Below are 26,751 nucleotides of genomic sequence, written 5' to 3' on the forward strand. Positions count from 1 at the left end.
TATCCGGTCGAAGAACTCACCGCCGGCTCGCCCTTCTGGCCGTTCTGGCGCTTGAGCTGAACCGATCGGTCGGCGATTAACCCGATCTTGACCCTCCGGCCCGAGGGGGCAGGACAGACCGTTCATTGAGGAAACACCATGTCCGACACCAACGCACCGGTTGCCAAAGCCGAAACCGCCACCCCCTGGACCGACCCGGTCTGCACCGAATTCGCGGTCGCTGACCTGACCCAGGCCGGCGGCCCGGGCGCCACGGACAGCGGCGTCCTGTCCTGATCTGCCAAACCGCGCGCGGCGCCGTCACCCGGCCGCGCCGCCGCGCATCTGCGTCGCAGCTTTAGTCGACGCTGACGGGCATTGCCCGTCGCTGCTCTCCTGCTAGCCCCGATCCGGCATATCTGACCCGTCCCCATCCCTGCCGGGACGCATCCATGCCGCACCCCGTGACTCCGCCCGCGCGTTCCGCTATTGTTCCGGCCATGGCCGACCCGGCATTTCTCGATCTTCCGCCCCGTCCGCTGCGCTGGCTGTATCTCGATCTCAACCGCTATTTCGCGGCGGTTGAGCAGCAGTTGAACCCCGACCTGCGCGGGAAACCGATCATCGTCGCCCCGGTCGCCAGCGACACCACCGTCGCCATCGCCGCCTCGGTTCAGGCCAAGAAGTACGGCATCCGCACCGGTACCCCGGTGTGGGAGGCCAAGCGCCTGTGCCGCGACCTCATCGTGACGCCGGGGCAGCACGAAAAATATGTCGAGTTCCACGAAGCGATCGTCGCCGAAATCTGGCGGCACATCCCGGTCACCGCGGTCTGTTCGATCGATGAAGTCGCCTGCCGCCTGCTCGACAATGAAAACAGCCCGGAACAGGCGATGGCGCTGGCGCGGCGGATCAAAGCGGGGATCATCGCCAATGTCGGCGAATGCCTGACCAGTTCGGTCGGCATCGCCCCCAACCGACTGCTGGCCAAACTCGCCAGCGACATGGAAAAGCCCGACGGGCTCACCGTACTGACGCAGGAACAGCTGCCCGACCGGCTGTTCACGCTCAAGCTGCGCGACATCGCCGGGATCGGCGCAAAGATGGAAAAGCGGCTGGCGCAACAGGGCATATTGGACATCGCCCAGCTGTGCGAACGCCGGCCGCGCGACGCGGGCTCCGCCTGGGGCGGGGTCAATGGCGACCGGCTCTGGTATCTGCTCCACGGCTTCGACCTGCCCGAAAAACCGACGCAGAACCGCACCATCGGCCACAGCCATGTGCTGTCGCCGCAGAAACGCGGGTTGGAACCCGTCCGCCTCACCGCCCGCCGCCTCGCGCTGAAATGCGCCGCCCGGCTGCGGCGCAAGGATTATGTCAGTCGGCTATTGGTGCTCCATGCGAAGTTCGAGGATGACAAATCGGTCTGGCGCACCTCGCTGAAGCTGCCCGCGACGCAGGACAGTTTCGCGATCCTCGCCGCGCTCGACGCGATCTTCCCCCGCCTCGCCGCCGCCGGCCGGACCCGTCCCGGCGGCTTTGCGATCCGGATGATCGGCGTGACGCTGGCCGAAATCGCGCCCCTTGGCGCGGCACAGGAATCGCTGTTCGCCGCGCTCGACCCGGACGACGCCCTTGCCCGCGAAACCCGCACCTTGTCGCTCAGCAAGGCGATGGACCGGATCAACGAGAAATTCGGCCGCCACGCCGTGTCGGTCGGCCCGATGGACGGCAGCCGCACCGACCGCGTGGGGACCAAGATCGCCTTTGGCCGAATCCCGGATCTGGACGAATTTCACGAATGACACATGATATTGTATCGATGCGACGCAATATGCCTGTACCCGTAGTTATCCCTTATATCTTGACCCGCGATGCTGCGTGCGCAAAGGAAAGTTCCGCTATGAACATGCGTCTCCTCCCTGTCGCCGCGGTTGCGCTGCTCGCGCTCTCCGCCTGTAATCCTGAACCCGAAGTGCTCAGCGAACGCGCGCCCGACCCGCTGGAATCGCAGCTGGCGAACGCCGCGCCGGTCGAACTGCCGCCCGCGATCAAGGCGACGGTGTCGATGCGCTGCCAGCCCGGCAATGCGCTCGTGTTCGCCGAGTTCTTCGAAGGCGACAAGATCGTCGCGCTTGCGACCGAAAAGGGCGGGACCAAGACCCGCCTGACCGCGCCAGAGGCTGGCCAGCCTTTCACCGCCGAGGGCGGCTGGAAGCTGACCGGCAATTCGACCGCCGCGACGGTCGAAATCCCCGGCAAGGGCACGCTCAACTGCAAGGGCTAACCCACCCCTCCCGATCACCCGAAGAGCCGGCCGCCCGCCGGCTCTTTTTTTGCCCGTAACCCGCCCCCGGCCGCGTTCGCCGTTGCGCTCGCCCCCCGCTTTCGCCACCTTGGCCCGACGGAGCAACGGAGGTGCGCGTGGCGACGATCGCGGTGTACAGTCTGAAGGGCGGCGTCGGCAAAACCTCGCTGGCGGTGAACCTTGCCTGGTGTGCCGCCACCCTCTCCGCGCGGCGTACGCTGCTCTGGGATCTCGATCCCCAGGCCGCCTCGACCTATCTGCTCGGCGGCGCGCGCGGCAAGGCGGTGGCGCAGTCGGTGTTCAGCAAGGATGTCGAGCCCGCCCGGCTGATCCACCCCACCGCGATCGAGCGGCTCGACCTGATCGGCGCGGATGCCTCGCTGCGCGGCCTTGACCTGCTGTTCCACGAACTCGACAAGAAAAAGCGCCTCGCCAAGCTGCTGGCCCAGCTCGACGGCAGCTATGACCGGATGCTGCTCGACTGTCCGCCGGGGCTGACCGAGACGAGCGAACAGGTGATGCGCGCCGCCGACCTCATCGTCGTCCCGGTCATCCCCTCCCCCCTTTCCGAGCGCGCACTCGAAGAGGTTGAGCGCCATCTGTCGGGCCCCGGCAGCGGCAAGCTGCGCGCCGCGCTGATGCCGGTGCATGCGATGGTCGATCGCCGCCGCCGGCTGCACGCCGATGCGCTCGCGCGCAATCCCGACTGGCCGGTAATCCCGATGGCAAGCATGGTCGAGGCGATGGCAGTACGCCGCGCCCCGGTCGGCGTCTTCGCCCCGCGCAGCCCCGCCACGGCCGCCTTCGCCGCGCTGTGGCAGGCGATCGAGCTGCGGCTCGCACGGCGCGGGCGGACCGCTGCGGGATGACCCGCCCGACCCGCCGGGCCAGCGATCTCGACGCCGATCTGGTCCTGCGCGCCTATGCCATGGGCGTGTTTCCGATGGCCGAGACGCGCGACGATCCCAGCGTATTCTGGGTCGAGCCGCGCCAGCGCGCGATCCTTCCGCTCGACGGTTTCCACCTGTCGCGCTCGCTGCGCAAAACGCTGGTGGCCGATCGCTATCGCCTGACCGTCGACACCGCCTTTCCCGCGATGATCGCGCTCTGTGCCGAACCGGCGCCCGACCGGCCGGAAACCTGGATCAACCCGGCGATCGAGCGGGTATTCACCGCGCTCCACCACCGCGGCCTTGCCCATTCGGTCGAATGCTGGGACGGGGATCGGCTCGTCGGCGGGCTGTACGGCCTCGCGCTGGGCCGCGCCTTTTTCGGGGAAAGCATGGTCAGCCGCGCGCGCGATGCCTCAAAGGTCGCGATCGCGGCGCTGGTCGCGCGGCTGCGTGTCGGCGGCTTCACCCTGCTCGACTGTCAGTTCATGACCGATCACCTCGCCTCGCTCGGCGCGGTCGAAATCCCGCGTGAGGCCTATCTGTCGCGATTGGCCTCGGCGCTGGGCGCCGATTCAGCGGGGCTGGCGACCGGCGCCGGTGCGGCCTCGGTCGGCGTATCGGGCGATTTCGGCGCACTCGACCGGCTGGCAGCCGGCGCCCGGGGCGACCCGTCGACCACCTCGCCCCCGGTATCGGGAAAGGTCATCGCACAGCTCTTGACCCACACATCATAGATCGGGTGCTGCACGACATTGAGCGCCGGCCGCTCCTTGAACAGCCACCCGGAAAAGGCGCGCGCAACCTTGCCGTCGGTCCCGCGAATATCGACCTGGGCAAACGCGCCGGTGAGCTGCTCGGTCTCCCATGGCGCGCTCGTCTCGCACGCGCGCAGCCGGATGACCACATCGCCCGATCGCACCGCCTGACCGGGTTTGAGCGTGATGTCCCGTGCCACCCCGTTGCGCTTGTTGAGCAGGCCCAGCACCGCGACCCGCTCCGCCATCGGCGTCACCCCGGCCATCGACACCGCAGTGCCTGTTTCGACCTGCACCTCTTCGGGACCGCCGGCCGCAGGCGTGGGCGCTGCCTCGACCGTTACCGTGTCGACCGCGGCGGCATCGTTGCCCGCCGGCTTGCCGCCGCACGCCGCCAGCGCCACCGGCGCCAGCATCAGCGCCGCAAGCCGCACCGGCTGCATCAGGCGCCGGGCGTCCAGGCTTCGTAATCGCCGGTCGCACCGACGCGCTGCCCGCCCTTTTCAAGCGCGCCCGGCGGACGATAGGCCAGCGCGCTGCCGGTCAGGTTCGGCATCGCCGGCTGTTCCCACCCGCGCACCGGCGGCAGCGCGCGATCGGGCACATCGTCGATCTGATGGTGCAGCCAGCTGAACCATTCCGGCGGCACGCGGCTCGAATCATTCGATCCCTTGTAGATCACCCAGCGCCGCGGGCGGCCATGCATGTCGGCCCCGCCCTGGAAATACAGGTTGCCGAGCGCGTCCTCGCCAACCTGATCCTTGCCGCGCAGGCCGACCCAGGTGCCAAAGGTGGATCCGTTCCACCAGGTGAAGATGTTCGCGAAGATTCCCATGGCCAGTGCTTTACGCGGCAGAGCACCGCTGGGCAACGGCGATCATCGCATGCGCGCTGCGACCATCGCGGCGATCCGCCGCGCGCGACCGCTTACCAGCGCACTTTGTCTCCCGGCGAAATCCCCAGTTCCGCCGCACGCCCGCCGCGCAATTCCAGCACGGCCGCAACCGGCTCGCCCGACTGCACCCGGTCTTCCGAGAACGGGATGGTATTCTCGGCGATGGTGGCGATGGTGCCGTCGGCGCGGATGAACAGGATGTCGAGCGGGCTCGGCGTATCCTTCATCCAGAAGCTCGCCGGACGCGGCGGGCCGCCATCGGGCGGATAGGGCGCGAACAGCATCCCGCCATCGGCCGGAATGTCGGTGCGGAACATCAACCCGCGCTGCTGCGCCTCGGCTGTGCGCGCGACATCGACCTTGAACACATGGCGCGCGCCGCCCGATTCGACCGTGACCGTCACCTGCTCGGCCTGCGCCACCGCGTTGCTGTCGCCATCGCCCGCAGCGCATCCGGGCAGCATCAGCGCCGCTCCCAGTGCCAGCAGCACCGCCCGACCGGCGCCGCGATCAGGCCGGTTCGACCAGAACCGCGAGCGGCCCCTTCTCTCCATCGACGATCCGGGCGCGCAAAGGCTGGTCGGGTTCAACGTCATAAATCTCCGCTCGGCGCAGGGTTTCCATATGCACGAATATATCGGCGGTTTCGCCGTCCCGCACCAGGAAACCATAGCCTTTCAGGCGGTTGAACCACTTGACCGTAACCGGCTCGAACGGCCCCGCCTCCTCGATCAGGCGGATGCGGTCGATCCGGTCGGCGCCGATCGCGCGGCTGCGCACCGGCTCCACCGCATCGGTCAGGTCGATCGACAGGATGTCGCGCGCCTGCAGCCCGCGTTCGCGCTGCACGACGGTACAGGATACGCGCGCGCCCTCGGGCAGGCTGCGTCGGCCATGCGGCTGCAACACGCTGAAATGCAGCAGGATGTCACCTGCATCGCCATCATCGACGATGAACCCGAATCCCCGGGTCACGTCGAACCATTTCACCCGGCCCCAATGGACCTCTGCGTCGGCGTCGCCATCCGGTACCAGCACGGGCATCGGCCCCCGCTCGGCTACCTCTCCCTCCAGGCTCGACGCTCGCTGCGGCTCGGCTCGCATTACATCATTTCCCCCTGACCGTCGACATTAACACAGCATGTCCGTCGGGCGCGACTCCTTTATGCTTATCGGTCGTCAACCAGCGTGCTCGGGTCCGCTCCCGGCTCCATCCGCGCGATACGCCATGCCAGCTCCGGGGCATGGCCGGCGCGCACCATCGCGGCGACCTGCTTGGTCATGCGCGGCCGGTCGGCGGGCGTGTCGGCAAACGGGCCGATCCGCTTGCGCCGGGCAAAATCCAGCGCAGTGTCGACCCGTCGCGCGGCAATGTCGGGGGCAATTTCGGCCATGTCCGGCGCGGCGATCCCGGCATGGCGCAGCGCCTCGCTCACGCGCCGCGCGCCCAGCCCGCGCCGCGCCATCGCCGCCGCCTTGCTCTCGGCATAGAGCCGGTCGTTGACATAGCCGAGCTCGGCAAAGCGCGCGGCGATCTCCGCGGGATCGGGCGCCGGTTCCTCGACCCCGCGCTCGCGCATCTTGCGCAACAGATAGGCGGTCAGCTTGCCCTGCGTGGTGGCGAAGCGTTCGACATAGCGCAGCGCCAGCCGCTCCAATCCGGCACGGTTCAGGGGCGGAAGCGGGCGACGTGGGGGTGGCATGCGCCTTGTTTGTGCCACAGTGACAACCGAATTTGAACGACAGTGCGTAGCAATGCCGCCCGCGTTCGGAATGTAGCGCCGCTGCCGGCAATGGGTGGACAGGCTGCTGCGATCTGGGGGCACGGAATTTAGGATATGGAATTGGACGTCAAGGATCAGGTCGAAACGATGCCCGCCGCACTGGCGCCTACCCCGACCGACTGCACCCTTCCGCGTCGTCTCGCGGACTTTGCGACGCTGGGTGATGCGCTCGATTATGCTGCGCAGGGTGTGCGCGGGCTCAATTTCCACGACGCGCGCGGGACGCTGACGCGCGCCTATCCGTTCAGCGAAATGCGCGAAGATGCGCTGGCGCAGGCGCGCCGCCTGATCGCTGCGGGTGTGAAGCCGCAGGACCGGATTGCGCTGATCGCGGAAACCGGCCCGGATTTCGCGTCGCTGTTCTTCGGCGTGATCTATGCCGGCGCCTGGCCGGTGCCGCTGCCCTTGCCGACCAGCTTCGGCGGCAGCCAGCATTATATCGACCAGCTCTCGGTCCAGCTCGAAAGCTGCGACCCGTCGATGCTGTTCTACCCGGCCGAATTGTCGGCAATGGCTGGCGAAGCGGCGCGGCTGAAGGGCGTTGAAGGCATCGACTGGGAAAGCTTCGCCACCCGCGCGGCGCCCGCGGCCGATCTGCCCAAGGCCAGCACCGACGACATCGCCTATCTTCAGTACAGCAGCGGCTCGACCCGCTTCCCGCATGGCGTGGCGATCACCCACCATGCGCTGCTCAACAATCTCTCGGCGCACAGCCATGGCATGAAGCTCGGCGAAGGCGACCGCTGCGTGTCGTGGCTGCCCTGGTATCACGACATGGGGCTGGTCGGCTGCTTCCTGTCGATCGTCGCCAACCAGGTCTCGACCGATTATCTCAAGACCGAGGATTTCGCCCGGCGTCCGCTCGCCTGGCTCGACCTCATCTCGCGCAATCAGGGCACGACCCTGTCCTACTCGCCGACCTTCGGCTACGACATCTGCGCGCGCCGCATGTCGAGCCAGACCAAGGCGAGCGAGCGTTTCGACCTCAGCCGCTGGCGCGTTGCGGGCAATGGCGCGGACATGATCCGCCCCGACGTGATGCAGGCCTTTGTCGACGCCTTCGCCGACGCCGGCTTCCAGGCCAGTGCCTTCCTGCCCAGCTACGGCCTTGCCGAAGCGACGCTCGCCGTGTCGATCATGCCGCCGGGCGAGGGCATCGTCGTCGAACTGGTCGAGGAGACCCAGCTTTCGGGCGGCGATCACGGCACCGGCGCCAATCGCCCGCAGCGCTTCCGCGCGATCGTCAACTGCGGCAAGCCGGTCAAGGACATGGATGTCGAGATCCGCGAGGAAGACGGCACCCCGCTGCCCGAACGCGCGATCGGCAAGGTGTGGTGCCGCGGTCCCAGCGTGATGGTCGGCTATTTCCGCGATGCGGACTCGACCGCTGCCTGCATGAAGGACGGCTGGCTCGACACCGGCGACATGGGCTACATGTCCGACGGTTACATCTACATCGTCGGCCGGGCGAAGGACATGATCATCGTCAACGGCCGCAATCACTGGCCGCAGGACATCGAATGGGCGGTCGAACAGCTTCCCGCGTTCAAGCAGGGCGACGTCGCGGCGTTCGCGATCACCACGCCGGGCGGTGAAGAAACCCCCGCCGTGCTGGTCCAGTGCCGCACCAGCGACGATGAAGAGCGCCAGAAGCTGCGCGAGGAAATCCGCGAGCGCGTCCGCGCCGTCACCGGCATGAACTGCGTGATCGAACTGATCCCGCCGCGCACGCTGCCGCGCACCAGCTCGGGCAAGCTCAGCCGCGCCAAGGCGCGCAACCAGTATCTGAATGGTGAGATCAAGCCGTACAGCATCGCGGCCTGATCGCAGCACGTCCGGTCGGGTGGCGGAAAATTCTGCCGCCCGGCCCTCGGCTCTAACCGATCGCTAACCTCCACCGGGCTAGGGTCGCCGGGTGAAGAGCCAGACCATCTCTCAATTTGCGCGGCCGCGGATCGATCTGCGCGCGTTGCTCGGCCTGTACGACCCGGCGGACACCACCGACTGGGGGCCGATCCGTGCTGCGCAGATGAATGCGGGCAGCCATCTCGCGCTGTTCATGCTCGCCGCCAATGTCGTCGGCGCGGCGCTGATCGTGCTCAATTTCGCGGCGCTGGTCCCGATGTGGCAGCTGGCCGGCTGGGGCGTGCTGATCGCTGTGGTCGGCACTGCGGTCGCCATCCGCCGCCTCGCCGTACGCCGCCGGACCGAACGGACCGCGACGCTGGTCGATGTGCGCGATTCGATGCTCGACGGGATCGCGCTCGGCGCGGTGTGGTCGATCGCGCCGCTGTTGTTCGGCGCCTTTGCCAGCCCGCAGGCAGCGACCGGCATGTGGATCGTGCTGTCGATCCTGATGGTCGCCTCGTCCTTCGCGATGGCGGCGCTGCCGCTGGCGACCGTCGCCTTTCTCGTGATTCTCGGCAGCGCGAACGCGGTCGCGCTCGCGCTCACCCATTCGCCCGCGCTCGGCGCCGCCGCGATCTTCTTCACCCTGCTGCTGGTGATCGCCTGCATCGCGCGCGGTAAGGCGCTGGTGGTGATCCGCGCCGGAGAGATCGCGCTGGCCGAACGCGACGAAACCGTCAGCCTGTTGCTGCGCGAGTTCGAGGATGGCGGCGCCGACTGGCTGTGGGAAACCGATGTCCAGCGCCGCGTGATCCGCGCCAACCCGCGCTTCGCGGTCTCGCTCGGCGTCGATCCCCAGGGGATCAACGGCATGCCCTTTCTCCAGGCGCTCGCCGGTTCGGCGTGGGAGAGCGGCCATTTCTCGCAGGGGCTGCGCGACCTCGCCGAATCGCTCAAGAAGCGCGAGGCGTTTCGCGACATCCTCCTCCCCGTCATCGTCGATGGCGAAGAGCGCTGGTGGGAGCTGACCGGTTCCCCGCGCTACAACGAACGCGGCAGCTTCATCGGGTTCCGCGGGGTCGGCTCGGACGTGACCGAAGCGCGCGAATCCGCGAACAAGATCAGCCGCATGGCCCGCTTCGACACGCTCACCGGCCTGCCCAACCGGCTGCATGTCAACGAAGCGCTCGCAACCGCCATGGCCGAGGCGGAACAATGGAATGCGCGCTGCGCCTTCATGATGATCGACCTCGACCGGTTCAAGGCGGTCAACGACACGCTCGGCCATCCGGTCGGCGACCGGCTGCTGATGCGCGTGTCCGAACGGCTCAAGCAGCTGATGGGCCCGAACGAGACGATCGGCCGGCTGGGCGGCGACGAGTTCGCGGTCGTGGTCCGCGACGCCAATGATTCGCTCGCGGTCGAGCGGCTGGCGCGCACGATCATCGACGTCGTCTCCGCCCCCTACGATGTCGACAACCACACCCTCTATATCGGCGCCAGCGTCGGCCTTGCCTTCGGTCCGCGCGACGGGCGCACTGCCGAGATGCTGATCCGCTCCGCCGATCTCGCGCTCTACCGCTCGAAGGACGCGGGCGGCGGCCTGTTCCACGCCTATGAGCCGCAGCTGCATGTCGAGGCAGAGGAGCGCCGCGTCCTCGAAATCGCCCTGCGCGCCGCGCTCGAAAAGGACGAACTGCACCTCCTCTACCAACCCGTGGTCCAGGCCGGCACCGGCGCGCTGATGGGGTTCGAGGCGCTGCTGCGCTGGACCCATCCCGAACTCGGCCCGATCTCCCCCGCCAAATTCGTCCCGCTCGCCGAAGAGGCGCGGCTGATCGCCCCGATCGGCGAATGGGTCCTGCGCACCGCCTGTATCGAGGCCGCCAAGTGGGACGAGCCGATCCGCGTCGCGGTCAATGTCAGCCCCGAACAGCTGCACAATGCCGGTTTCGCCGCCTTTGTCGCGCGCGCGCTCAAGGACAGCGGCCTCCCCCCCGGCCGGCTCGAGCTCGAGGTCACCGAAAGCGTCTTCATGCGCGAAGGCACCGCCGCGGTGCAGACGCTCGAAGCGATCCTCGACATGGGCGTCCGCCTCAGCCTCGACGATTTCGGCACCGGCTATTCCTCGCTCGGCTATCTCTCGCGCACCCGCTTCAGCTCGATCAAGATCGACCGCAGCTTCGTGCAGGGCGCGTCCAAGGGGCAGAAGGAAGCGATCGCGATCATCCGCGCCGTCGTCGCGCTGGCCGACAGCCTCGGCATGGCCACCACTGCCGAAGGTGTCGAGACCGAGGACGAACACCGCCTGATCCAGGCGCTCGGCTGCACCAAGGTCCAGGGCTATTATTTCGGCCGCCCGCTCCCGGTCATCGAAGCGCGCACCCTCGCCACCCGCGACAGCCAGAGCGACGTCGCCCGCGTCGCCTGATCCCCCGCGCGGCGATTGACGCCGCCGCGATCCGCGCTACGCTCTGCCGCATAACCACCAGCAGCGGATAAGGATGCGGATGCGACATTGGCAGAGCGCGGCTTTGGCAGCGATTATGGTAGCGCTACCATCGCATGCCCCGGCCCAGGGTCCCGCCGCCCCGCCCGGCGCCAATCCCATCATCCGCGACCGCTTCACCGCCGATCCCGCGCCGCTGGTCATCGGCGACCGGCTCTACCTTTATGTCGGCCATGACGAGGCCGGGCCGGGCGAGATGTTCAACATGCGCGAATGGCTGGTCTATTCCACCGCCGACATGCGGCACTGGACCGACCATGGCCCGATCATGGCGGTCACCGATTTCAAATGGGCAAAGAAGGATGCCTGGGCGGCTCAGGCGATCGCCCGCAACGGCCGCTACTGGTTCTACGCCGCGGTCGAGCATGACGACACCCGCCCGGGCAAGGCGATCGGCGTCGCCGTATCGGACAGCCCGACCGGCCCCTTTGTCGATGCGCGCGGATCGGCGCTGATCACCAATGCGATGACGCCAAAGGGGACGCACAGCTGGGAGGATATCGACCCGACCGTGCTGACCGACGACGATGGCACGACCTGGATCGCCTGGGGCAATCGCCAGGCCTATATCGCCCGGCTCAAGCCGAACATGATCGAGCTTGACGGCCCGATCACCGAAATCACGCCCCCGCATTTCGAAGAGGGGCCGTGGCTGCACAAGCATGGCGGCCTCTATTACCTCACCTACGCCTCGCTCGACCGCACGCTGCACAGCGACGAGCGCGTTTCCTATGCCACCGCCCGCTCGCTGCGCGGTCCGTGGACCTATCGCGGCGAGCTGACCGGCTCGGCGCGCAACAGCTTCACCATCCACCCCGGCATCGCCGAATTTCGCGGGCGCTGGTATCTGTTCCTGCACAATGCCGCGCTGCGCATCGGCGACCGCGCCGGCGCACTCGGCCGCCGCGCGGTCACCGTCGAATATCTCCACCATAATCGCGATGGCACGCTCCGGCCGGTGGTTCAGACCGATGCCGGCGTCTCCGTCCCCCCATCCGACTGATCCCCCCCGTTGCGGAGCCACGCCATGTCCAGCCTCTCCCTGCCAGCCCCCTCCCCCCGCCGCGCCGCACGCCCGCTGCGGCGGCGCATCGCGCACGCGCTCGCCGCCGGCCTGCTGCTCGCCCCGCTCGCCCCGGCGGCGGCGCAGGATGACCGCATGGTCCCCGTCGTCGCGCCGGATCAGCCGCACGCGATCCCGCTCGACACCGGCCCGCTGCCCGGCGCCACCGTCGCCGAATCCTGGCACCGCCAATATGGCAGCCTGTTTGCACGCAACGTCACCCGCGCGACGCTCACCCCGGTCCTGCCCGATCCGGCGAAAGCCAGCGGCGCGGCGGTGATCGTTGCCCCCGGCGGTGGCTTCCGCACCCTGTCGATGTCCAATGAAGGCTGGGATGTCGCCCGCGCGCTGGCCGATCGCGGCATCGCCGCCTTCGTCCTCAAATACCGGCTCAACCAGACCCCGGCCGACATGGCGGCGTTCGATCAGGCGATGCGCACCATGTTCGCCGCTGCCGCCCGTCCGGAACGCCCGCCGCCCGGTGCCGCCACCGCCACGCTCGCGCCCCAGATTGCCGATGCCCGTGCCGCCTTTGCGCTGGTCCGCGCGCGCGCCGCGACCTTCGGAGTCGATCCCGACCGGATCGGGATGATCGGCTTTTCCGCCGGGGCGATGCTGACCATGGCGACGACGCTGACCGCCCCCGATGCGCGCCCCGCCTTCATCGCCAACATCTATGGCCCGCTTGCCCCGGTCGCGGTGCCCGCCGACGCCCCGCCGCTGTTCGTCGCGCTCGCGGCCGACGATCCGCTGTTCGGCGATACCGGCTTCGGGCTGGTCGAAGGGTGGAAACGTGCGCGCCGCCCGGTCGAGTTTCACCTCTACGAACGCGGCGGCCACGGCTTTGGCATGTATGCCAAGGATACGACCAGCACCGGCTGGTTCGACGCCTTTGCCCGCTGGCTGGCGATGAACGGCTTCGCCGAGCCGCGCCCGCGCTGATCGCACGCCGCCGCCGCCGGGCGTGGATGCGCAATCCCCCTTGCAATGTTGGATTTGGTTTCGGAACACTGGCCGGTGACCGGGACCCGCCCCTTCAACCGGCGTCAGGCAAAGGAGAACGCCGCCTTCCTCGCCGCGCTGCGCCGCACCGGCAATGCACGGGAGGCAGCGCGCAGCCTCGGCTTCCACCGCTCGACCCTGCTCAAGCGGCGCGCCCGCGACGCCGCCTTCGCCGCCGAATGGGACGCCGCGCTCGCGATTGCTCATGCGCATCTGAACCGCGCCGCGCCCAACCCCGACGCCCCGTCGACCGGCGAACCGCGCGCGATCCGCACCGCATCGGGGCGGATGCAGCTGCGCACCCTCCCCGCCCGCGCGCTCGACCGCGCCGCCGAACAGGCGTTCCTGTCCGCGCTCAGCGCCACCGCCAATGTCCGCCTCTCCGCCGCAGCCGCCGGCTTCAGCCACTCCGCCTTCTACGCCCGCCGCCGCCAAAGCCCCGCCTTCGCCCGCGAAATGCGGCTGGCGCTCGAAACCGGCTATGAACGCGTCGAACTGGCGCTGATGCAGGCCGCGCTCGCCTCCAGCTATCGCGACGACGCCTGGCGCCACAATGATCCCCCACCGATCCCGTCGATGACGGCGGACGAGGCGCTGATGCTGCTCCGCCTCCACCAGCAGAGCGTCCGCCTCCAGGAAGAACCCCCGCACATCAAACGCCGCCGCGGCGAAAGCCGCGAAGCCCACAGCTACCGCCTGTCCGAAATGTACAAGGCCCGCCTCCAACGCGCCCGCGACGCCTTCGACATCGCCGAAGCCGAACGCCGCTCAGCGACAGCGGCGACCAGCGAAAGCCCGTTCGAGGAACCGCTCCCGACGCTACCGGCGCTCGATCAGGTCACGGGGTGGCGGAAGGGGAAGGGGTGATGGGGAATTCTGAGCTTTGCGCCTCAGGCTGTCGTCGTCCATGTCGTAAATCAAGGAACCCGAAAATTCTTCTCGGGTAGGAACAAGGTGTTGCTTGCTTTTGGTAAGATCTGGCCGGAATCTTCTTCACTCAGTGCTGATCGGAGGACACCGTGGGAACCGCCATCGAGCTTAAAGTGGCCGCAGTTACCCTCGACTATGCCAAAAATGGCATGGGGAATGACTATGGAAGCTACTTCCAAGAAGGTGATCTAGCGAGACGGCATGACGAGGGAACGGACTACGACTATATTTTGGAGAACGGGCTCGAAAATGAGCTACCGGTTCGAGAAGAGGCGTTCGTCCGTCCCCTTTGCAGAGTGCTTCCACGGCTCACGCAGCTTCGCCACAGGCTTGATGGAGCGCGCGCTGAATATGACGCGGCCACTGTGTTCGATCAGGAGGTTTCTTCTGGCTCCAATGGAGAAATCCCCGAGCGTCGTTATCTGAGTTTCGACGAATTTTGCTCTCTCGCTAACCGCTACCCGGTCGCCAGTTTGGCAGGCGGCTACGTTCCCTACGACGCCGAAGACCGCGAACGCCTGTGCCAGGGACGCTTCGCTTCACACTTGGATCTCATCGAGCGTATTCCGTGGGGAGGCGGATCGGATCATTATTGGTCTGAGAGCAGCTTTTTTGCGGCCAAGATTTGTATCCTTAGCCCTGCCTCGATGCTCCAAGTCCTCGGGCTCAACCTTGCAAATGCAGACGCAGAAGTAAGCTGGCAGTTTGGACCGCTGGTGAGCTCCGGCTGGGCTAACCGCGACAGTTTCGTTGCCGGCGCAAAGCGCGAGGACACCGTATTGGTGGCAACCGAGGGCGCGTCCGATGCACGAATTCTTCGACGCGCACTTGATATCTTAAGACCCGACATCACCGACTTCTTTAGATTCATCGACGTGGAGGAGAGGCATCACTTCTGGGGAACAGGTAACATGTTAAAGTTTGCGGAAGGTCTTATCCGCATCGATGTCCAAAACGATGTTATTTTCCTCCTCGATAATGATGCCGAGGGTGTCGACGCTGATCGCAAGCTCCGGGCCCTCAAAATGCCTCGAAATATGCGGTCAATGGTCCTACCTTCGTTGCCTACTTTCGAAAGCTTCCCCGCCCGAGGTCCGGAGGGTTTGGCTCTCAGTAACATCAACGGCCGCGCAGCAGCAATTGAGTGCTATCTTGATCTCCGCTTGAATGGGCATGGTCCCGCCGAAGTTCTGTGGAGCAATTACAAGCGCGAGATCGATGCGTGGCATGGTGCCTTGGAACACAAAGAAAGCTATACAAAGCACTTCATGAGCCAAGATGCTAATAGCATGTCCGACGGTAGCTATGACACGTCGAAGATAAACAGCCTTCTCGACGCGCTTACTGCGGCAGCAGCGGAGATGTCCGCCTTTCGCAATGAGTTTCCTTAAAGAGCACTAACGGCAATTCGGCCATTTCCAGACAACAGCGCAAACCAAAAAAGCCGGGGCTCTCACCCCGGCTTTCCCGTAACCCGCTAAAGCAGCGAAGCCTTACTTCGACCGCTCCACCTGATCGAAGTCCAGCTCGACCGGCGTCGCACGCCCAAAGATCGACACCGAAACCTTGACCTTCGACTTGTCGAAATCCAGTTCCTCGACCACGCCGTTGAAGCTCGCGAACGGGCCGTCCAGCACCTTGACCGAATCGCCGATCTCGTAATCGACCTTGACCTGCTGCTTGGGCGCGGCGGCGGCTTCTTCCTTGGTGTTCAGGATGCGCGCGGCCTCGCTCTCGCTGATCGGCTGCGGCTTGCCCGACGAACCCAGGAAACCCGTCACCTTGGGCGTGTTCTTGACCAGGTGATAGACGTCGTCGTTCATGCTCAGCTTGGCAAGGACATAGCCGGGGAAGAATTTCCGCTCCGACTGCACCTTCTTGCCGCGGCGCACTTCGGTGACCGTCTCGACCGGCACTTCGACCGATTCGACCAGCGCGTCGAGGCCCAGCCGCGTCGCATCGGCCAGGATCTGGTCCCGAACCTTGTTCTCGAAGCCCGAATAGGCGTGAATGATGTACCAGCGCGCCGCCATGGATTGTTTCCCGTTATCTGGCCGCTCAGCCCGCAAGGCCGAGGAGGAAGTTCACGATTGCGCCGAACATGCGGTCGACGCCGAAGAAGAACAGGCCGAGCAGCGTCGCCATGATGAACACCATGACCGCGGTCATGATCGTTTCCTTGCGGGTGGGCCACACGACCTTCTTGGTCTCGGCCTGCACCTGGCGCATGAATTCCAGCGGACTCGTCTTCGCCACGTTCTGCCTCACGAATGAATTGCCCGGCTTCGGGACAGGGTTCTCCGCCCGGCTCCTTGAGGAAGGAACCCGGCGAACCCCATCACGCTGTCGGATTGGGGACGCTATCTAGCGACTGTGCGACAGGGGGGCAAGGGGCTTGGGCCGCAGCGCGCGCGGGGCGCTCAGATCAGCGTGATGACGCCGAACCCGCCGATCAGCAGGACCATCGCCAGCCAGCCGAGCAGGGTCAGCCGTTCCTCGATGAACGCCTGCACCGGCTCGCCCCAGCGATGGACGAGGAAGGCGAGCAGGTAAAAGCGAAAGCCGCGGCCGACGATCGCGAGGAGGACGAACAGCGGGAAGTTATAGCTGAAAAAGCCGTTGGCGATGGTGATCAGCTTGAACGGCAGCGGCGTGATGCCCGCGGTCAGCGTGACCACCGCGCCCCATTCGTCGTACAATGCGCGGACCGTCTCGACCTTGGTGCCGAGCTGGTAGAGGTCGATGATCCACTGGCCGATCGTGTCGAACAGGAAATAGCCGATGGCATAGCCCGCGATCCCGCCCAGCACCGACGCGACGGTACAGATGGTCGCGATCCAATAGGCGCGCTGGCGCTGGGCCAGCATCATCGGGATCAGCATCACGTCGGGCGGGATCGGGAACACGCTCGATTCGGCGAACGACACCGCGGCGAGGTAACGATTGGCGTGGCGGTGACCGGCGAGCTTCAGCGTCCAGTCATAGAGCGCGCGGAACATGCGGGGCGGACCTCTGCAGGGGAACCGGGGCGCGCCCGGAAAAGATGGCAGGGGAGCTCGGATTCGAACCGAGGGCCTTCGGTTTTGGAGACCGACGCTCTAACCAGCTGAGCTACACCCCTAGTCCGCCGCGCCTTAACGACGCTTTCCGGATCGCACAAGAGGTCGATCCAACTTGGGCGTGTCGCAAAAGTGCGCGGGGCGAAAAAGCGGTTTCTCGCTTGCCGCGCTCCGGCCGCTAGGAACAACCCGGCGCGCGCGGAGCACTTTCCGCCCCGAGTCACGATCAGTGCACCGGAACCGAGACGCGAACCCCGGATTTCCGTTCGCGGCCTTTGATCGGGCCGAATGTTTCAGGAGTATCTCCATGCGTACCATCCATACCGCCCCTGTCGTCTTTGCAGCGCTCTTCGCCGCAACGGTGCCGCACACGATCGCCGCGCAGGAGTTTCCGCCGGTTCCCGGCGACGACGTCACTGTCCAGGGCGAGCCGCTTCCACCATTGGCAGAAATGCCGGCGGGCCCTGAAATCACGGGCATGATCACCGCGCGACAAGGCAACCAGTTGCAAGTGACGGGCGCTGACGGGACGGCGTCGACGATCGCCGTGACAGGGGAAACCCAGATCCGCTCCACCGGCGGTTTTCTTGGGCTGGGCCGCACCAAGCGCGGGACCGATGCACTGCTTAACGGCCTTCCGGTAACGGTCGAGACTCGGTCCTTTGCCGGTGGTCTGGTCGCGAGCCATGTTCGGCTGGCCAACAAGGATCTGAAGACCGCGGCCATGATCCGCAGCGGTACCGACCAGCGCTTTGCCGAGCAGACCGCAGCGACCGAGGCGCTGCGCGGCCGCGTCGGCGATATCGACCAGTATAACGTCAAGGGCACGACCAATGTGAACTTCGACACGGGCAAGGCCGTCCTGAGCGCGCAGGCCAAGGCCGAGCTGTGCAACGCGGCGAGCGAGGCAAACGCCATGGACAACGCCCTGCTGCTTGTCGTGGGTTACACGGACGCGACCGGACCGGAAGAACTCAATCAGGTGTTGAGCGAAAAGCGCGCAAGCCGGGTGGTCAACCATCTGCAGCAGGCATGCGGCTGGAAGCCCTATCGCATGCTGACCCCGACCGGCATGGCGGAAGCCGATCCGCTGGCGGACAACATGACCGAAGAAGGCAAGGCGCAGAACCGTCGCGTCGCCGTCAACATCCTGGTCAGCAAGGCGGTCGACGGGCTGTAAGGTCGCAGCAGCGCGGCGCGGGTCCGTGCGGTCAGCCCTGGCTGGCCGCGCGTACCCCCTGCTGCGCAACATCTTCGGCAATCCGACCGGCAAGCAAGCGGCCTGATAGCCACGCGCATTCGAGCCGGGGCGCCAGCAGCCAGTCGCCGCATGCGCCAAGCCCAAGCTGCGCGTTCCAATAGGCGCCGTCGCTGCCCGGGCTGGACAAGGCATAGCGCCAGCGGTGCGCGCGCGATCCAACCGGTTGAGACATAAGACCCAGATGGGTCATGAATGCGATCCTCAGGTGTTCGGCGACGGCCTCAGCGGTGAGGTCGAGATTGGCGACGGACCATGCGCTGCTCGCATGCAGCACCCATGCTTCGCCACCGTCGCGCCCCGGCTTTGCCGAATCGCGCGCGGCCCAGGCAATCGGGCCGATGTCGCGCAGCACATCCGCTTCGACCGGCAGCGGCGCCGAGAAGGCGAGCATCACGGCCCAGCACGGGCGCGAAGGCGACTGCACTGCGCGGCGCGCCAGCATGAAGTCCTGCGCCCCGGCAAGGGCGGCAACCTGCTCGGCCGGCATCGCCAGCACCAGCGCGTCGAACGGACCTGCCGATCCTTCGGTCAGGGTAAGCGTCCACGACCCCGCGCGGCGTGCAATGCTCTGGACATGGCTGGACCAGTGCACTTCAAGCCCGCGCGCGAGGTCAGCCACCACCGCCGCCATGTCGGGCACGCCGACCCACGCATCGGCGCCAGCGGCAGGCCATGGCGCAGCAAGCCCGCGCTGCGCCCATGCCTGCGCCTGCGCAGCAAAATCCGGGTGGCGCGGCGTGAAATATTGTGCGCCGAAATCGAAGCGATAGCGCGCTCCGTCGATCAGCTGTTCGCGGGTGGATGCGCGCCCGCCTGCGCGCCGCCCTTTGTCGAACAGGGTGACGCGACAGCCTTGATCATGCAGGATCTGCGCGCAGGCAAGCCCACTGACTCCCGCGCCGACAATCGCAACCGAATTGCTCATCGATAGCCGAGCAGCGCCAGCAGCTCCGCCCGGCTCGAGCGATCCTCAAGGAAACAACCAAGCAGCTTGCTCGTGACCATGCCGACGCCGGGCGTACGAACACCCCGACACGTCATGCAGCCATGCTGCGCTTCGATCACCACGGCGACGCCATGCGGGTTGAGCGTATCCATGATGCACTGCGCGATCTGGACGGTCAGCCGCTCCTGGACCTGCAGGCGATGCGCGAAGGCGTGGACAACGCGAGCGAGCTTGGAAATCCCGACGATACGCTCACGCGGGAGATAGGCGACGGCCGCCTTTCCGATGATCGGCGCCATATGGTGCTCGCAATGCGAGTTGAAGGGAATGTCCTTCAGCACCACCATCTCGTCATATCCACCGCTATCGCCAAAGGTACGCGCGAGCATCGCGGCCGGGTCCTGCTCATACCCCTCGAAGTATTCGCGATAGGCGCGCGCTACGCGATCGGGCGTGTCACGCAGCCCTTCACGGTCGGGGTCGTCGCCCGCCCACCGCAGCAGAGTCCGGACCGCCTCGCGCGCTTCCTCCTCGCTTACGTGAGGCGAGGCGCCGGCACTGTCGTCACGCGGTGCATAATAGTTCATCGACGCCTCCTTGATTGAGCATCTCAATCCTCCCGGTTAACGCCGCGCACAACATGACCAGAGGTGCAGGTTTGCGCTGCGCGCGCCAAGCTGGCATGACGCCACCATGTCACCGTCCGAGATGATCGCCGGAAGCGCGGTTGCCGCCGTCATCAGCGATCCGCATCGGCCCGATACGCCGATCATCGAGTGCAACGACGCGTTCGTTGCGCTGACCGGCTATTCGCGCGAAGAGATTATCGGTAACAATTGCCGTTTCCTCGCCGGCCCCGGGACCGAGCCCGAGCTGACCGACGAGATCCGGAAGGCAGTGGCGGCGCGGCGCACGGTGCTGGTCGAGATCCTCAACTACAAGAAGGACGGCACGCCGTTCCGCAACGCGGTGATGGTGGCGCCAATCTTCGACGACCGCGGCGAACTGCGCTATTTCCTCGGCTCGCAGGTCGAGGTGCGCGGGCCGGTCGCGGAACCGGCGCCGACACCGCAGTCGTCGGCGCGCGCGCGCGTGGAAAAGCTTTCGGCGCGGCAAAAGGCGGTGCTGCTCGGCATGGCGGCAGGCCGGCTGAACAAGCAGATCGCGCACGACCTCGGGATTACCGAACGCACGGTGAAAATGCACCGCGCCGCGATGTTCGAGGTGCTGGGCTGCCGCACCGGCGCCGACGCGATCCGCATGGCGATCGAGGCGGGCTACTGACCCGCCTTTCGCCCATACGCCCGCATGGTCCAAGGTACAGGTCGTTCGCGCCTGCGCGCGGCCCGATCTAGTCGAAATGAGCGATAATGGTTTCGAGACCGGTCCCGGCCGGCGGGTTCCGCGCGGGCGACTGGCCAGGCTGGGCGGCTTTGCGCGGCTGACTGCCGGGGTTGCAGCCAATGTCGCGCGCGACGGGGTGAAGAAGATCGCAGCGGGTGAACGTCCGGCCCTGTCCGACCTGATGCTGACCCCCGCCAATGCCGAAAAGCTGACCGCACAGCTCGCCAATCTGCGCGGTGCGGCGATGAAGCTGGGGCAGATGCTGTCGCTCGACAGCGGCGACCTGTTGCCGCCCGAACTCGGCGCGATTCTGGCGCGGCTGCGCGACCGCGCGCAGCATATGCCGCCCGCTCAGCTCGACCAGCGGCTGAAGGCCGAATGGGGCCCCGACTGGCGCCGCCGCTTCCGCCGGTTCGAAGCCTCACCGATCGCCGCAGCGTCAATCGGTCAGGTGCATCGCGCAGAAACGCATGACGGGCGGATGCTGGCGATCAAGGTCCAGTACCCCGGTGTCGCCGACAGCATCGATGCCGATGTCGACAATGTCGCGACCCTGCTGCGCCTGTCGCGTCTGCTCCCCGACAGCATCGATATCGGCCCGCTGCTGGAGGATGCCAAAACGCAGCTGCACGAAGAGGCCGATTACCGGCGCGAGGCGCAGATGCTGACGCTCTATGGCGATACGCTCGCCGACCGGCCAGAGTTCATCGTGCCGCGCGGCGATCCGGCGCTGACGACCGACCATATCCTCGCGATGGACTTCGTCGCGGGCCGACCGATCGAGAGCGTCGAGACGGCGAGCCAGGACGAGCGCAACCGCGTGGCCGCGCTGCTGATCGATCTGGTGCTGGACGAACTGTTCCGCTTTGGCGTCATGCAGACCGATCCCAATTTCGCCAACTATCGCTACCAGCCCGAGACTGGCCGTATCGTCCTGCTCGATTTCGGTGCGGCGCGGCGGATTTCGCCCGAGCTGGTCGCGGGCTATCGCCTGTTGCTCGGCACGGCATTGTCAGGCGACCGTACCGCCACCGAACAGGCGGCGGTGGATTCCGGCTTCATGGGCCAGCGTGCGCGTGAGCGGCATCCGGCACTGATCGCGTCGATGGTCGATGCGATCCTGACCGAGCTGGAGCGCGGACCGGAATTCGACTTTGCCGACCGCGCCTTCCTGCAATCGATCCGCCGCGACGTCGGCGACATCGCCGCCGACCGGTCGAGCTGGCACCTGCCGCGATCCGAATTGCTGTTCGTCCAGCGCAAGGTCAGCGGCACCGCCCTGCTCGCCGCCCGCCTCCGCGCCGTGATCGAGATGCGCGCGCGGGTAGGCAATGTCATCGGGCCAATCGCCGCCTGATTGCCTTTTTTGCTCAGCCGGATAGGTTCGTTTCCTCACAGAGGGGGACAGATCGTGGACAAGATCCTGCGGCCGTGGCGGCACTATGCAGATTTCAGCGGGCGCTCGACACGCACCGAGTTCTGGCTGTTCATCATCATTTTCTACGCAATGCTGCTGGTCCTGGCGGTTGTCGGCGGGATCCTCGGCGCGGCCGCGTTTCAGGAGGACACGGACAGCGGGTTGTTCAGCCTCTCGATGCTGCCGGTCATCCTGTGGGCACTCGCGGCATTCATCCCCAGCATCGCGGTGACCGTCCGTCGCCTGCATGACAGCGACAAGAGCGGGTGGATGTACCTGCTGACGCTGATCCCTTATCTCGGTTTCATCTTTCTGATCGCCTTTGGCGCGATGCGCGGCACCTACGGCGAAAACAGCTATGGGTTCGACCCGCGACTGGGCGAAGGTGCACCCGATTATGACGCACCCGAAATATTCAGCTGACAAAACGTCGCGCAGATCAATCGTTTTACTGCGCTTGCGTTACACCCCCCGCACATAGCGCTTCGCACCGCGCTGCGCAGTCGCAGTGCGACATGCGCTGATCGAAAATGCGGCGTTACAAATGCTTGCAGTCATTTGAACTGGATTTGCACGCCCGCGACCTGACCCTCCTCCGGCCCCCTATAATGGCTTGAGAAATGGATTCAGGGAGATGGTGAATGCGCGTGCGGACCTATCTGTTGACTGCTGCTGCCTGTGTTGGGTCGATCAGCCCTGCCTATGCGCAGGGGCTGCGGAGCGTTGAGCCGACGCCGGCGGAAACCCCCGCCACCGAGCAGGCGGCATCCGAGAACACCGCTGACATCGTGATCACGGCCACCCGCCGCTCGCAGCGTCTGTCGAGCGTGCCGATCGCAGTCAGCGCCTACAGCACGGCCGCTCTCGAAAACTCCGGCGCAACCGATATCCGCCAGATGGCGCAGATCGCGCCGTCGCTGCTGGTTGCGTCGACCGGATCCGAAGCCAATGCGACCGCGCGCCTGCGCGGCATCGGCACGGTTGGCGACAATCCCGGCCTTGAAAGCTCGGTCGTCGTGTTCATCGACGGTGTGTACCGCAACCGCACCGGATCGGGCCTCAACGACCTGGGTCAGGTCGAACGGATCGAGGTCCTGCGCGGGCCTCAGGGTACCCTGTCCGGCCGCAATTCGTCCGCGGGCGCGATCAGCATCTACACCAAATATCCCGAGTTCAAATTCGGCGGCTATGCCGAGGCGAGCTATGGCAATTACGACGCGATCCGCCTCGCCGGCGCGATCACCGGCCCGATCATCGCCGACAACCTTGCGTTCCGCGTCGATGGCGTATTCGCCAAGCGCACCGGCTTCTACCACGATGTCGTCAACGACACCGATTACAACGACCGCAATCGCATGTTCGTGCGCTCGCAGCTGTTCTGGAAGCCGAGCGACGATTTTTCGATCCGCCTGATCGGCGACTATACGCGGCGCGACGAGAAATGCTGTGGCGCCGTGCTGGTCGACACGCGCGAAAAGACCGATCCCACGCCGGGCGTGCCGGGTGATTTCGCGGTCGCCGCGCAGAACCGCATCATGCCGATCCTGACCAATCTGGGCGGTGTGTTTCCGAACCTTGGCGACCCGTATAACCGCCGGATCGCCAACACCGCCGGGCGCGCGTACTCGAACCTGACCACCGATTATGGCGTCTCCGCACGGATCGGCTGGTACATCGGCGAAGCGCAGTTGATTTCGATCACCGCCTATCGCGAATATGAAGCGGGCGGCGCGGCCGATATCGACTATGGCAATGTCGACATTGCCTATCGCCCCGATGACGGCAATTCCTATCGCAAGTTCCGCACCTTCACCCAGGAAACGCGGCTGAGCGGTTCCGCGTTCGACAACCGCTTCGACTGGCTGATCGGCGGCTATTTTGCGGACGAGAAGCTTCAGGTTTCCGACAATCTGCGCTTCGGCAGCCAATATGGTGCCTTCGCCGCGTGCCGCATGGTCGCGACGATTAACCCGACCCCCGCATTGCAGAGCGCGACCGCACCCGGCTGCCTCAGCGCCACGGGTCGCGCCGCGCTGACCCCCGCGGTTGGCCCGCAGATCATCGCCGGGCTCGACCGGCTGAGCACCATCAGCAATGTCGGCAGCGTCCGTGACATTTACGACCAGACCAGCAGCAACTGGGCGCTGTTCACCCACAATATCTACAAGATCACCGACAAGCTGAGCATCACCGGCGGCCTGCGCTACACGCGAGAGGTCAAGACGCTGAACGCGCAGTTCAACAACAACAACACCGTCTGCCCGGCGCAGCAGGCTGCGCTCGGCCCGCTGCTCGCCAACCCTGCGCTGCAGTCGCTGGCCGGCGGGATCATCACGCTGAGCTGCACCGGCAATTCCTCATCCGCGATCACCGGCCTGCCGATCAGCGACCGGATCGCCGAGGGCCAGTTCACCGGGACCACCGTGCTGTCATGGAAGCCGACCCGCGACCTGCTGCTCTATGGCAGCTATTCGCGCGGCTACAAGGCGGGCGGGTTCAACCTCGACCGGTCGGACCTGAGCGCCACCGTGTTCAGCACCCCGACCTCGGCGATGGCCCGCAATCTGCGCTTCGACCCGGAAACGGTGCAGGCCTATGAAGTCGGCGTCAAATATACCTCGCGCAAGCTGACCGCGAACCTTGCCGTCTACCGGTCGGAGTTCAAGAATTTCCAGCTGAACACGTTCAACGGCAGCAACTTCATCGTCCAAAATATCGGATCGTGCAGCGTCGGCCTGAACGGCGCGGATCGCGACCTCAGTTCGGCGACGGGCGCGTGCACTGGCGACGTGCAGGCCGGCGTGATCACCCAAGGCTTCGAGATCGAGGCCGGTGTATACCCGACCGCCGATCTGACGCTGAACCTTGGCTACACGCTGACCGACGCGAAGTACGCCAACGACCTGGTCGGCAGCGATTCGGGTGAGGCGCTCAACAACGCACTGTTCCTGCTGCCCGGCAAGGCGATCTCGAACGCCCCGCGCCACACCATCACCAGCTCGCTGAGCTGGACCCCGGAGATCGGCAATAGCGGCCTGTCGGCGATCTTCTATGTCGATAGCCGCATGACCAGCGACTATAATACCGGGTCGGACCTGTTCGCCGAAAAACTTCAGGACGGCTATGTCCTGCTCAACGGCCGCATCGGCATTCGCGGACCCGACCAGCGCTGGGCGGTGGAATTGTGGGCACAGAACCTGCTCGACACCGATTACCAGCAGGTCGCGTTCTCGGCACCGTTCCAGGGTTCGGGCAGCGTGTCGCAGGTGCAGACCTTCGGCGCCCCGGCGTTCGCGACGGCCAACTCGCTGTTCGCGTCGTTCCTGGCGGAACCACGCACGTACGGCCTGACGCTGCGCACCAAGTTCTAAGACTACCACATTGTTACCGAAACGCTCTCCGGGCCTGTCCCGGGGAGCGTTTTGCGTTGCGTCAGCTTGCGTCGAACAGGCTGTCCTGCGATCCCGCCGGCGGGTTGAGGCCGAGATGCTTCCACCCCGCCGCGTTGAGGCAGCGGCCGCGCGCGGTGCGGGCGATCATGCCGATCTGGATCAGATAGGGTTCGATCACTTCCTCGATCGTGTCGCGCGGTTCGGACAGGCCGGCGGCAAGCGTCTCCACCCCGACCGGGCCGCCGCGATAGATATCGGCGATCATCGTCAGGTAACGCCGGTCCATCGCGTCGAGGCCGAGCGCATCGACCTCAAGCCGGGTGAGCGCGGCATCGGCGGCGCGCGCATGCACCACCGCCTCCCCCGCGACATTGGCGAAATCGCGTACGCGCCGCAGCAACCGCCCGGCGATACGCGGCGTGCCCCGCGAACGCCGCGCAATCTCCGCCGCGCCATCCTCGGCAATCGCGAGATCGAGCAGCCCGGCGGCGCGGGTGACGACGCGGGTCAGTTCCTCGACCGTGTAGAATTGCAGGCGCACCGGGATACCGAAGCGATCGCGCAGCGGCGTGGTCAGCAGCCCCTGTCGCGTGGTCGCACCGACCAGGGTGAAACGCGGCAGATCGATCCGCACGCTGCGCGCCGACGGCCCCTCCCCGATCATCAGGTCGAGCGCGCGGTCCTCCATCGCGGGATAGAGCACTTCCTCGACCGCCGGGGCGAGGCGGTGAATCTCGTCGATGAACAGCACGTCGCCATCCTCGAGATTGGTGAGCAGCGCGGCGAGGTCACCCGACTTGGCGATGACGGGGCCGGACGTGGCGCGGAAGCCGACGCCCATTTCCTTGGCGATGATCTGCGCCAGCGTGGTCTTGCCCAAGCCCGGCGGGCCGAAGAACAGCACATGGTCGAGCGCGTCGCCCCGTTGGCGGGCGGCATCGATGAACACGCGCAGGTTGTCGCGCGCGGCGCGCTGGCCGACAAACTCGTCGAGCGACTTGGGGCGCAGCGCCGCGTCGATATCCTCGGGACGGCGCGAGGCGGTGAGGATGCGGTCGTCGGTCATGGGAGGCCCCACAACAAGACCGCAAACACAAGCATGAACCAGAAAGTGACAAGCGTCATCACAGGCACATAGACTATCGCAAACCCGGCCCGCCACCCGAATGGCCAGCTTTGGTGGAAGATCGGAACAACACCAGCTACCACGCCGACCGCCACCGCAGCCCATTCCGCCACCTGTTGCTGCGGATAGCCGAAGTCGATGTTCAGCAGCACGAAAACAAAGATGACTATGATCGGCAGCGCCGCGGACCAAACCAGCAACGAAGCCGACCGCGGTATGGCGTTCACAGCCCAACTCCGT

The 26,751-nt window shown here is 66.2% G+C and carries 27 protein-coding genes, 1 tRNA gene and 1 pseudogene; 16 read left to right on the forward strand and 13 right to left on the reverse strand.

Annotated elements, in window-relative coordinates:
- Positions 1-138 precede the first annotated feature (138 nt).
- The 5 genes from J2Y54_RS04920 (at position 139) to aat (ending at position 3,914) form a co-directional block, all read left to right on the forward strand.
- Positions 139-276 (forward strand): hypothetical protein, encoded by a 138-nt coding sequence (locus J2Y54_RS04920; protein WP_310037423.1) that lies wholly within the window; start codon positions 139-141, stop codon positions 274-276.
- A gap of 203 nt (positions 277-479) precedes the next feature.
- Positions 480-1,784 carry a type VI secretion protein ImpB gene (locus J2Y54_RS04925; protein WP_310037425.1) on the forward strand — a complete coding sequence of 435 codons (1,305 nt, stop codon included), beginning with the start codon at positions 480-482 and terminating at the stop codon, positions 1,782-1,784.
- A gap of 98 nt (positions 1,785-1,882) precedes the next feature.
- Positions 1,883-2,266, forward strand: a complete 384-nt coding sequence (locus J2Y54_RS04930; protein ID WP_310037426.1) for a hypothetical protein — start codon at positions 1,883-1,885, stop codon at positions 2,264-2,266.
- A 137-nt stretch (positions 2,267-2,403) separates the two neighbouring features.
- On the forward strand, positions 2,404-3,156 hold the full coding sequence (locus tag J2Y54_RS04935) for a ParA family protein (RefSeq protein WP_310037427.1): 753 nt from the start codon (positions 2,404-2,406) through the stop codon (positions 3,154-3,156).
- Positions 3,153-3,914, forward strand: coding sequence for a leucyl/phenylalanyl-tRNA--protein transferase (aat, locus tag J2Y54_RS04940; RefSeq protein WP_310037428.1), 762 nt, complete (start codon positions 3,153-3,155; stop codon positions 3,912-3,914). Before J2Y54_RS04935 ends, aat begins: the two co-directional genes overlap by 4 nt.
- A 35-nt stretch (positions 3,915-3,949) precedes the next feature.
- Here aat and J2Y54_RS16150 read toward each other — a convergent pair.
- The 5 genes and pseudogenes from J2Y54_RS16150 to J2Y54_RS04965 form a co-directional block, all read right to left on the reverse strand.
- A pseudogene (locus J2Y54_RS16150) lies at positions 3,950-4,378 on the reverse strand (DUF2155 domain-containing protein); the annotation flags it as partial.
- Entirely contained in the window at positions 4,378-4,770 is a 393-nt protein-coding gene (locus tag J2Y54_RS04950) for an NADH:ubiquinone oxidoreductase subunit NDUFA12 (RefSeq protein ID WP_310037430.1), read from the reverse strand. The pseudogene J2Y54_RS16150 and the gene J2Y54_RS04950, both read right to left, overlap by 1 nt.
- Before the next feature lie 92 nt (positions 4,771-4,862).
- Positions 4,863-5,294: a DUF192 domain-containing protein gene (locus J2Y54_RS04955; protein ID WP_310038468.1), complete on the reverse strand. Its 432-nt coding sequence runs from the start codon at positions 5,292-5,294 to the stop codon at positions 4,863-4,865.
- Positions 5,295-5,340: 46 nt separating this feature from the next.
- A complete protein-coding gene (locus J2Y54_RS04960; RefSeq protein ID WP_310037432.1) occupies positions 5,341-5,874 on the reverse strand; it encodes a cold shock domain-containing protein in 534 nt (177 codons plus the stop codon).
- Between the two features lie 125 nt (positions 5,875-5,999).
- Positions 6,000-6,533, reverse strand: a complete 534-nt coding sequence (locus J2Y54_RS04965) for a RecX family transcriptional regulator (RefSeq protein ID WP_310037433.1) — start codon at positions 6,531-6,533, stop codon at positions 6,000-6,002.
- A 135-nt stretch (positions 6,534-6,668) separates the two neighbouring features.
- Between J2Y54_RS04965 and J2Y54_RS04970 the strand changes: the two genes are divergently transcribed.
- The 6 genes from J2Y54_RS04970 to J2Y54_RS04995 all read left to right on the forward strand — a co-directional run bounded on the left by J2Y54_RS04970 (position 6,669) and on the right by J2Y54_RS04995 (position 15,357).
- Complete coding sequence (locus tag J2Y54_RS04970) at positions 6,669-8,438, forward strand: fatty acyl-AMP ligase (RefSeq protein ID WP_310037435.1); 1,770 nt, start codon at positions 6,669-6,671, stop codon at positions 8,436-8,438.
- 91 nt (positions 8,439-8,529) lie between these two features.
- Positions 8,530-10,893, forward strand: a complete 2,364-nt coding sequence (locus tag J2Y54_RS04975; RefSeq protein WP_310037437.1) for an EAL domain-containing protein — start codon at positions 8,530-8,532, stop codon at positions 10,891-10,893.
- 115 nt (positions 10,894-11,008) lie between these two features.
- On the forward strand, positions 11,009-11,974 hold the full coding sequence (locus J2Y54_RS04980; RefSeq protein ID WP_310037439.1) for a glycoside hydrolase family 43 protein: 966 nt from the start codon (positions 11,009-11,011) through the stop codon (positions 11,972-11,974).
- A gap of 24 nt (positions 11,975-11,998) precedes the next feature.
- Positions 11,999-12,976, forward strand: coding sequence for an alpha/beta hydrolase (locus J2Y54_RS04985; RefSeq protein WP_310037441.1), 978 nt, complete (start codon positions 11,999-12,001; stop codon positions 12,974-12,976).
- A gap of 75 nt (positions 12,977-13,051) precedes the next feature.
- Complete coding sequence (locus J2Y54_RS04990) at positions 13,052-13,903, forward strand: hypothetical protein (RefSeq protein ID WP_310037442.1); 852 nt, start codon at positions 13,052-13,054, stop codon at positions 13,901-13,903.
- A 152-nt stretch (positions 13,904-14,055) separates the two neighbouring features.
- Positions 14,056-15,357, forward strand: coding sequence for a HEPN/Toprim-associated domain-containing protein (locus tag J2Y54_RS04995; RefSeq protein ID WP_310037444.1), 1,302 nt, complete (start codon positions 14,056-14,058; stop codon positions 15,355-15,357).
- Between the two features lie 102 nt (positions 15,358-15,459).
- On the opposite strand, the gene nusG is transcribed toward J2Y54_RS04995, so the two are convergent.
- The 4 genes from nusG to J2Y54_RS05015 form a co-directional block, all read right to left on the reverse strand.
- Entirely contained in the window at positions 15,460-15,999 is a 540-nt protein-coding gene (gene nusG, locus J2Y54_RS05000) for a transcription termination/antitermination protein NusG (RefSeq protein WP_310037446.1), read from the reverse strand.
- Between the two features lie 25 nt (positions 16,000-16,024).
- On the reverse strand, positions 16,025-16,222 hold the full coding sequence (gene secE, locus J2Y54_RS05005) for a preprotein translocase subunit SecE (protein ID WP_310037449.1): 198 nt from the start codon (positions 16,220-16,222) through the stop codon (positions 16,025-16,027).
- A 164-nt stretch (positions 16,223-16,386) separates the two neighbouring features.
- Positions 16,387-16,965 carry a YqaA family protein gene (locus J2Y54_RS05010; RefSeq protein ID WP_310037450.1) on the reverse strand — a complete coding sequence of 193 codons (579 nt, stop codon included), beginning with the start codon at positions 16,963-16,965 and terminating at the stop codon, positions 16,387-16,389.
- 45 nt (positions 16,966-17,010) lie between these two features.
- Positions 17,011-17,087: transfer RNA gene (locus J2Y54_RS05015), tRNA-Trp, on the reverse strand.
- A gap of 245 nt (positions 17,088-17,332) precedes the next feature.
- On the opposite strand from J2Y54_RS05015, the gene J2Y54_RS05020 reads away from it, so the two are divergent.
- Positions 17,333-18,205: an OmpA family protein gene (locus J2Y54_RS05020; protein WP_310037451.1), complete on the forward strand. Its 873-nt coding sequence runs from the start codon at positions 17,333-17,335 to the stop codon at positions 18,203-18,205.
- 31 nt (positions 18,206-18,236) lie between these two features.
- Here J2Y54_RS05020 and J2Y54_RS05025 read toward each other — a convergent pair whose 3' ends face one another.
- Together J2Y54_RS05025 and folE are read right to left on the reverse strand one after the other, a co-directional pair.
- On the reverse strand, positions 18,237-19,211 hold the full coding sequence (locus J2Y54_RS05025) for an FAD-dependent oxidoreductase (RefSeq protein WP_310037452.1): 975 nt from the start codon (positions 19,209-19,211) through the stop codon (positions 18,237-18,239).
- Positions 19,208-19,819, reverse strand: a complete 612-nt coding sequence (folE, locus tag J2Y54_RS05030; RefSeq protein ID WP_310037453.1) for a GTP cyclohydrolase I FolE — start codon at positions 19,817-19,819, stop codon at positions 19,208-19,210. Before folE ends, J2Y54_RS05025 begins: the two co-directional genes overlap by 4 nt.
- Positions 19,820-19,925: 106 nt before the next feature.
- On the opposite strand from folE, the gene J2Y54_RS05035 reads away from it, so the two are divergent.
- The 4 genes from J2Y54_RS05035 to J2Y54_RS05050 all read left to right on the forward strand — a co-directional run bounded on the left by J2Y54_RS05035 (position 19,926) and on the right by J2Y54_RS05050 (position 25,364).
- Positions 19,926-20,516 (forward strand): PAS domain-containing protein, encoded by a 591-nt coding sequence (locus tag J2Y54_RS05035; RefSeq protein WP_310037454.1) that lies wholly within the window; start codon positions 19,926-19,928, stop codon positions 20,514-20,516.
- A 76-nt stretch (positions 20,517-20,592) separates the two neighbouring features.
- Positions 20,593-21,933, forward strand: coding sequence for an AarF/ABC1/UbiB kinase family protein (locus J2Y54_RS05040; protein ID WP_310037455.1), 1,341 nt, complete (start codon positions 20,593-20,595; stop codon positions 21,931-21,933).
- A 54-nt stretch (positions 21,934-21,987) separates the two neighbouring features.
- Positions 21,988-22,416, forward strand: coding sequence for a DUF805 domain-containing protein (locus J2Y54_RS05045; protein ID WP_310037456.1), 429 nt, complete (start codon positions 21,988-21,990; stop codon positions 22,414-22,416).
- 218 nt (positions 22,417-22,634) lie between these two features.
- A complete protein-coding gene (locus J2Y54_RS05050; protein ID WP_310037457.1) occupies positions 22,635-25,364 on the forward strand; it encodes a TonB-dependent receptor domain-containing protein in 2,730 nt (909 codons plus the stop codon).
- A 61-nt stretch (positions 25,365-25,425) separates the two neighbouring features.
- Here J2Y54_RS05050 and ruvB read toward each other — a convergent pair whose 3' ends face one another.
- Both ruvB and J2Y54_RS05060 read right to left on the reverse strand, forming a co-directional pair.
- On the reverse strand, positions 25,426-26,451 hold the full coding sequence (gene ruvB / locus J2Y54_RS05055) for a Holliday junction branch migration DNA helicase RuvB (RefSeq protein WP_310037458.1): 1,026 nt from the start codon (positions 26,449-26,451) through the stop codon (positions 25,426-25,428).
- A complete protein-coding gene (locus tag J2Y54_RS05060) occupies positions 26,448-26,738 on the reverse strand; it encodes a hypothetical protein (protein ID WP_310037460.1) in 291 nt (96 codons plus the stop codon). The genes ruvB and J2Y54_RS05060 overlap by 4 nt, the downstream gene beginning before the upstream one ends.
- Positions 26,739-26,751 lie beyond the last annotated feature (13 nt).

Origin of the sequence: Sphingomonas sp. BE123, assembly GCF_031456015.1 — a bacterium.
Lineage (GTDB): Bacteria > Pseudomonadota > Alphaproteobacteria > Sphingomonadales > Sphingomonadaceae > Sphingomonas.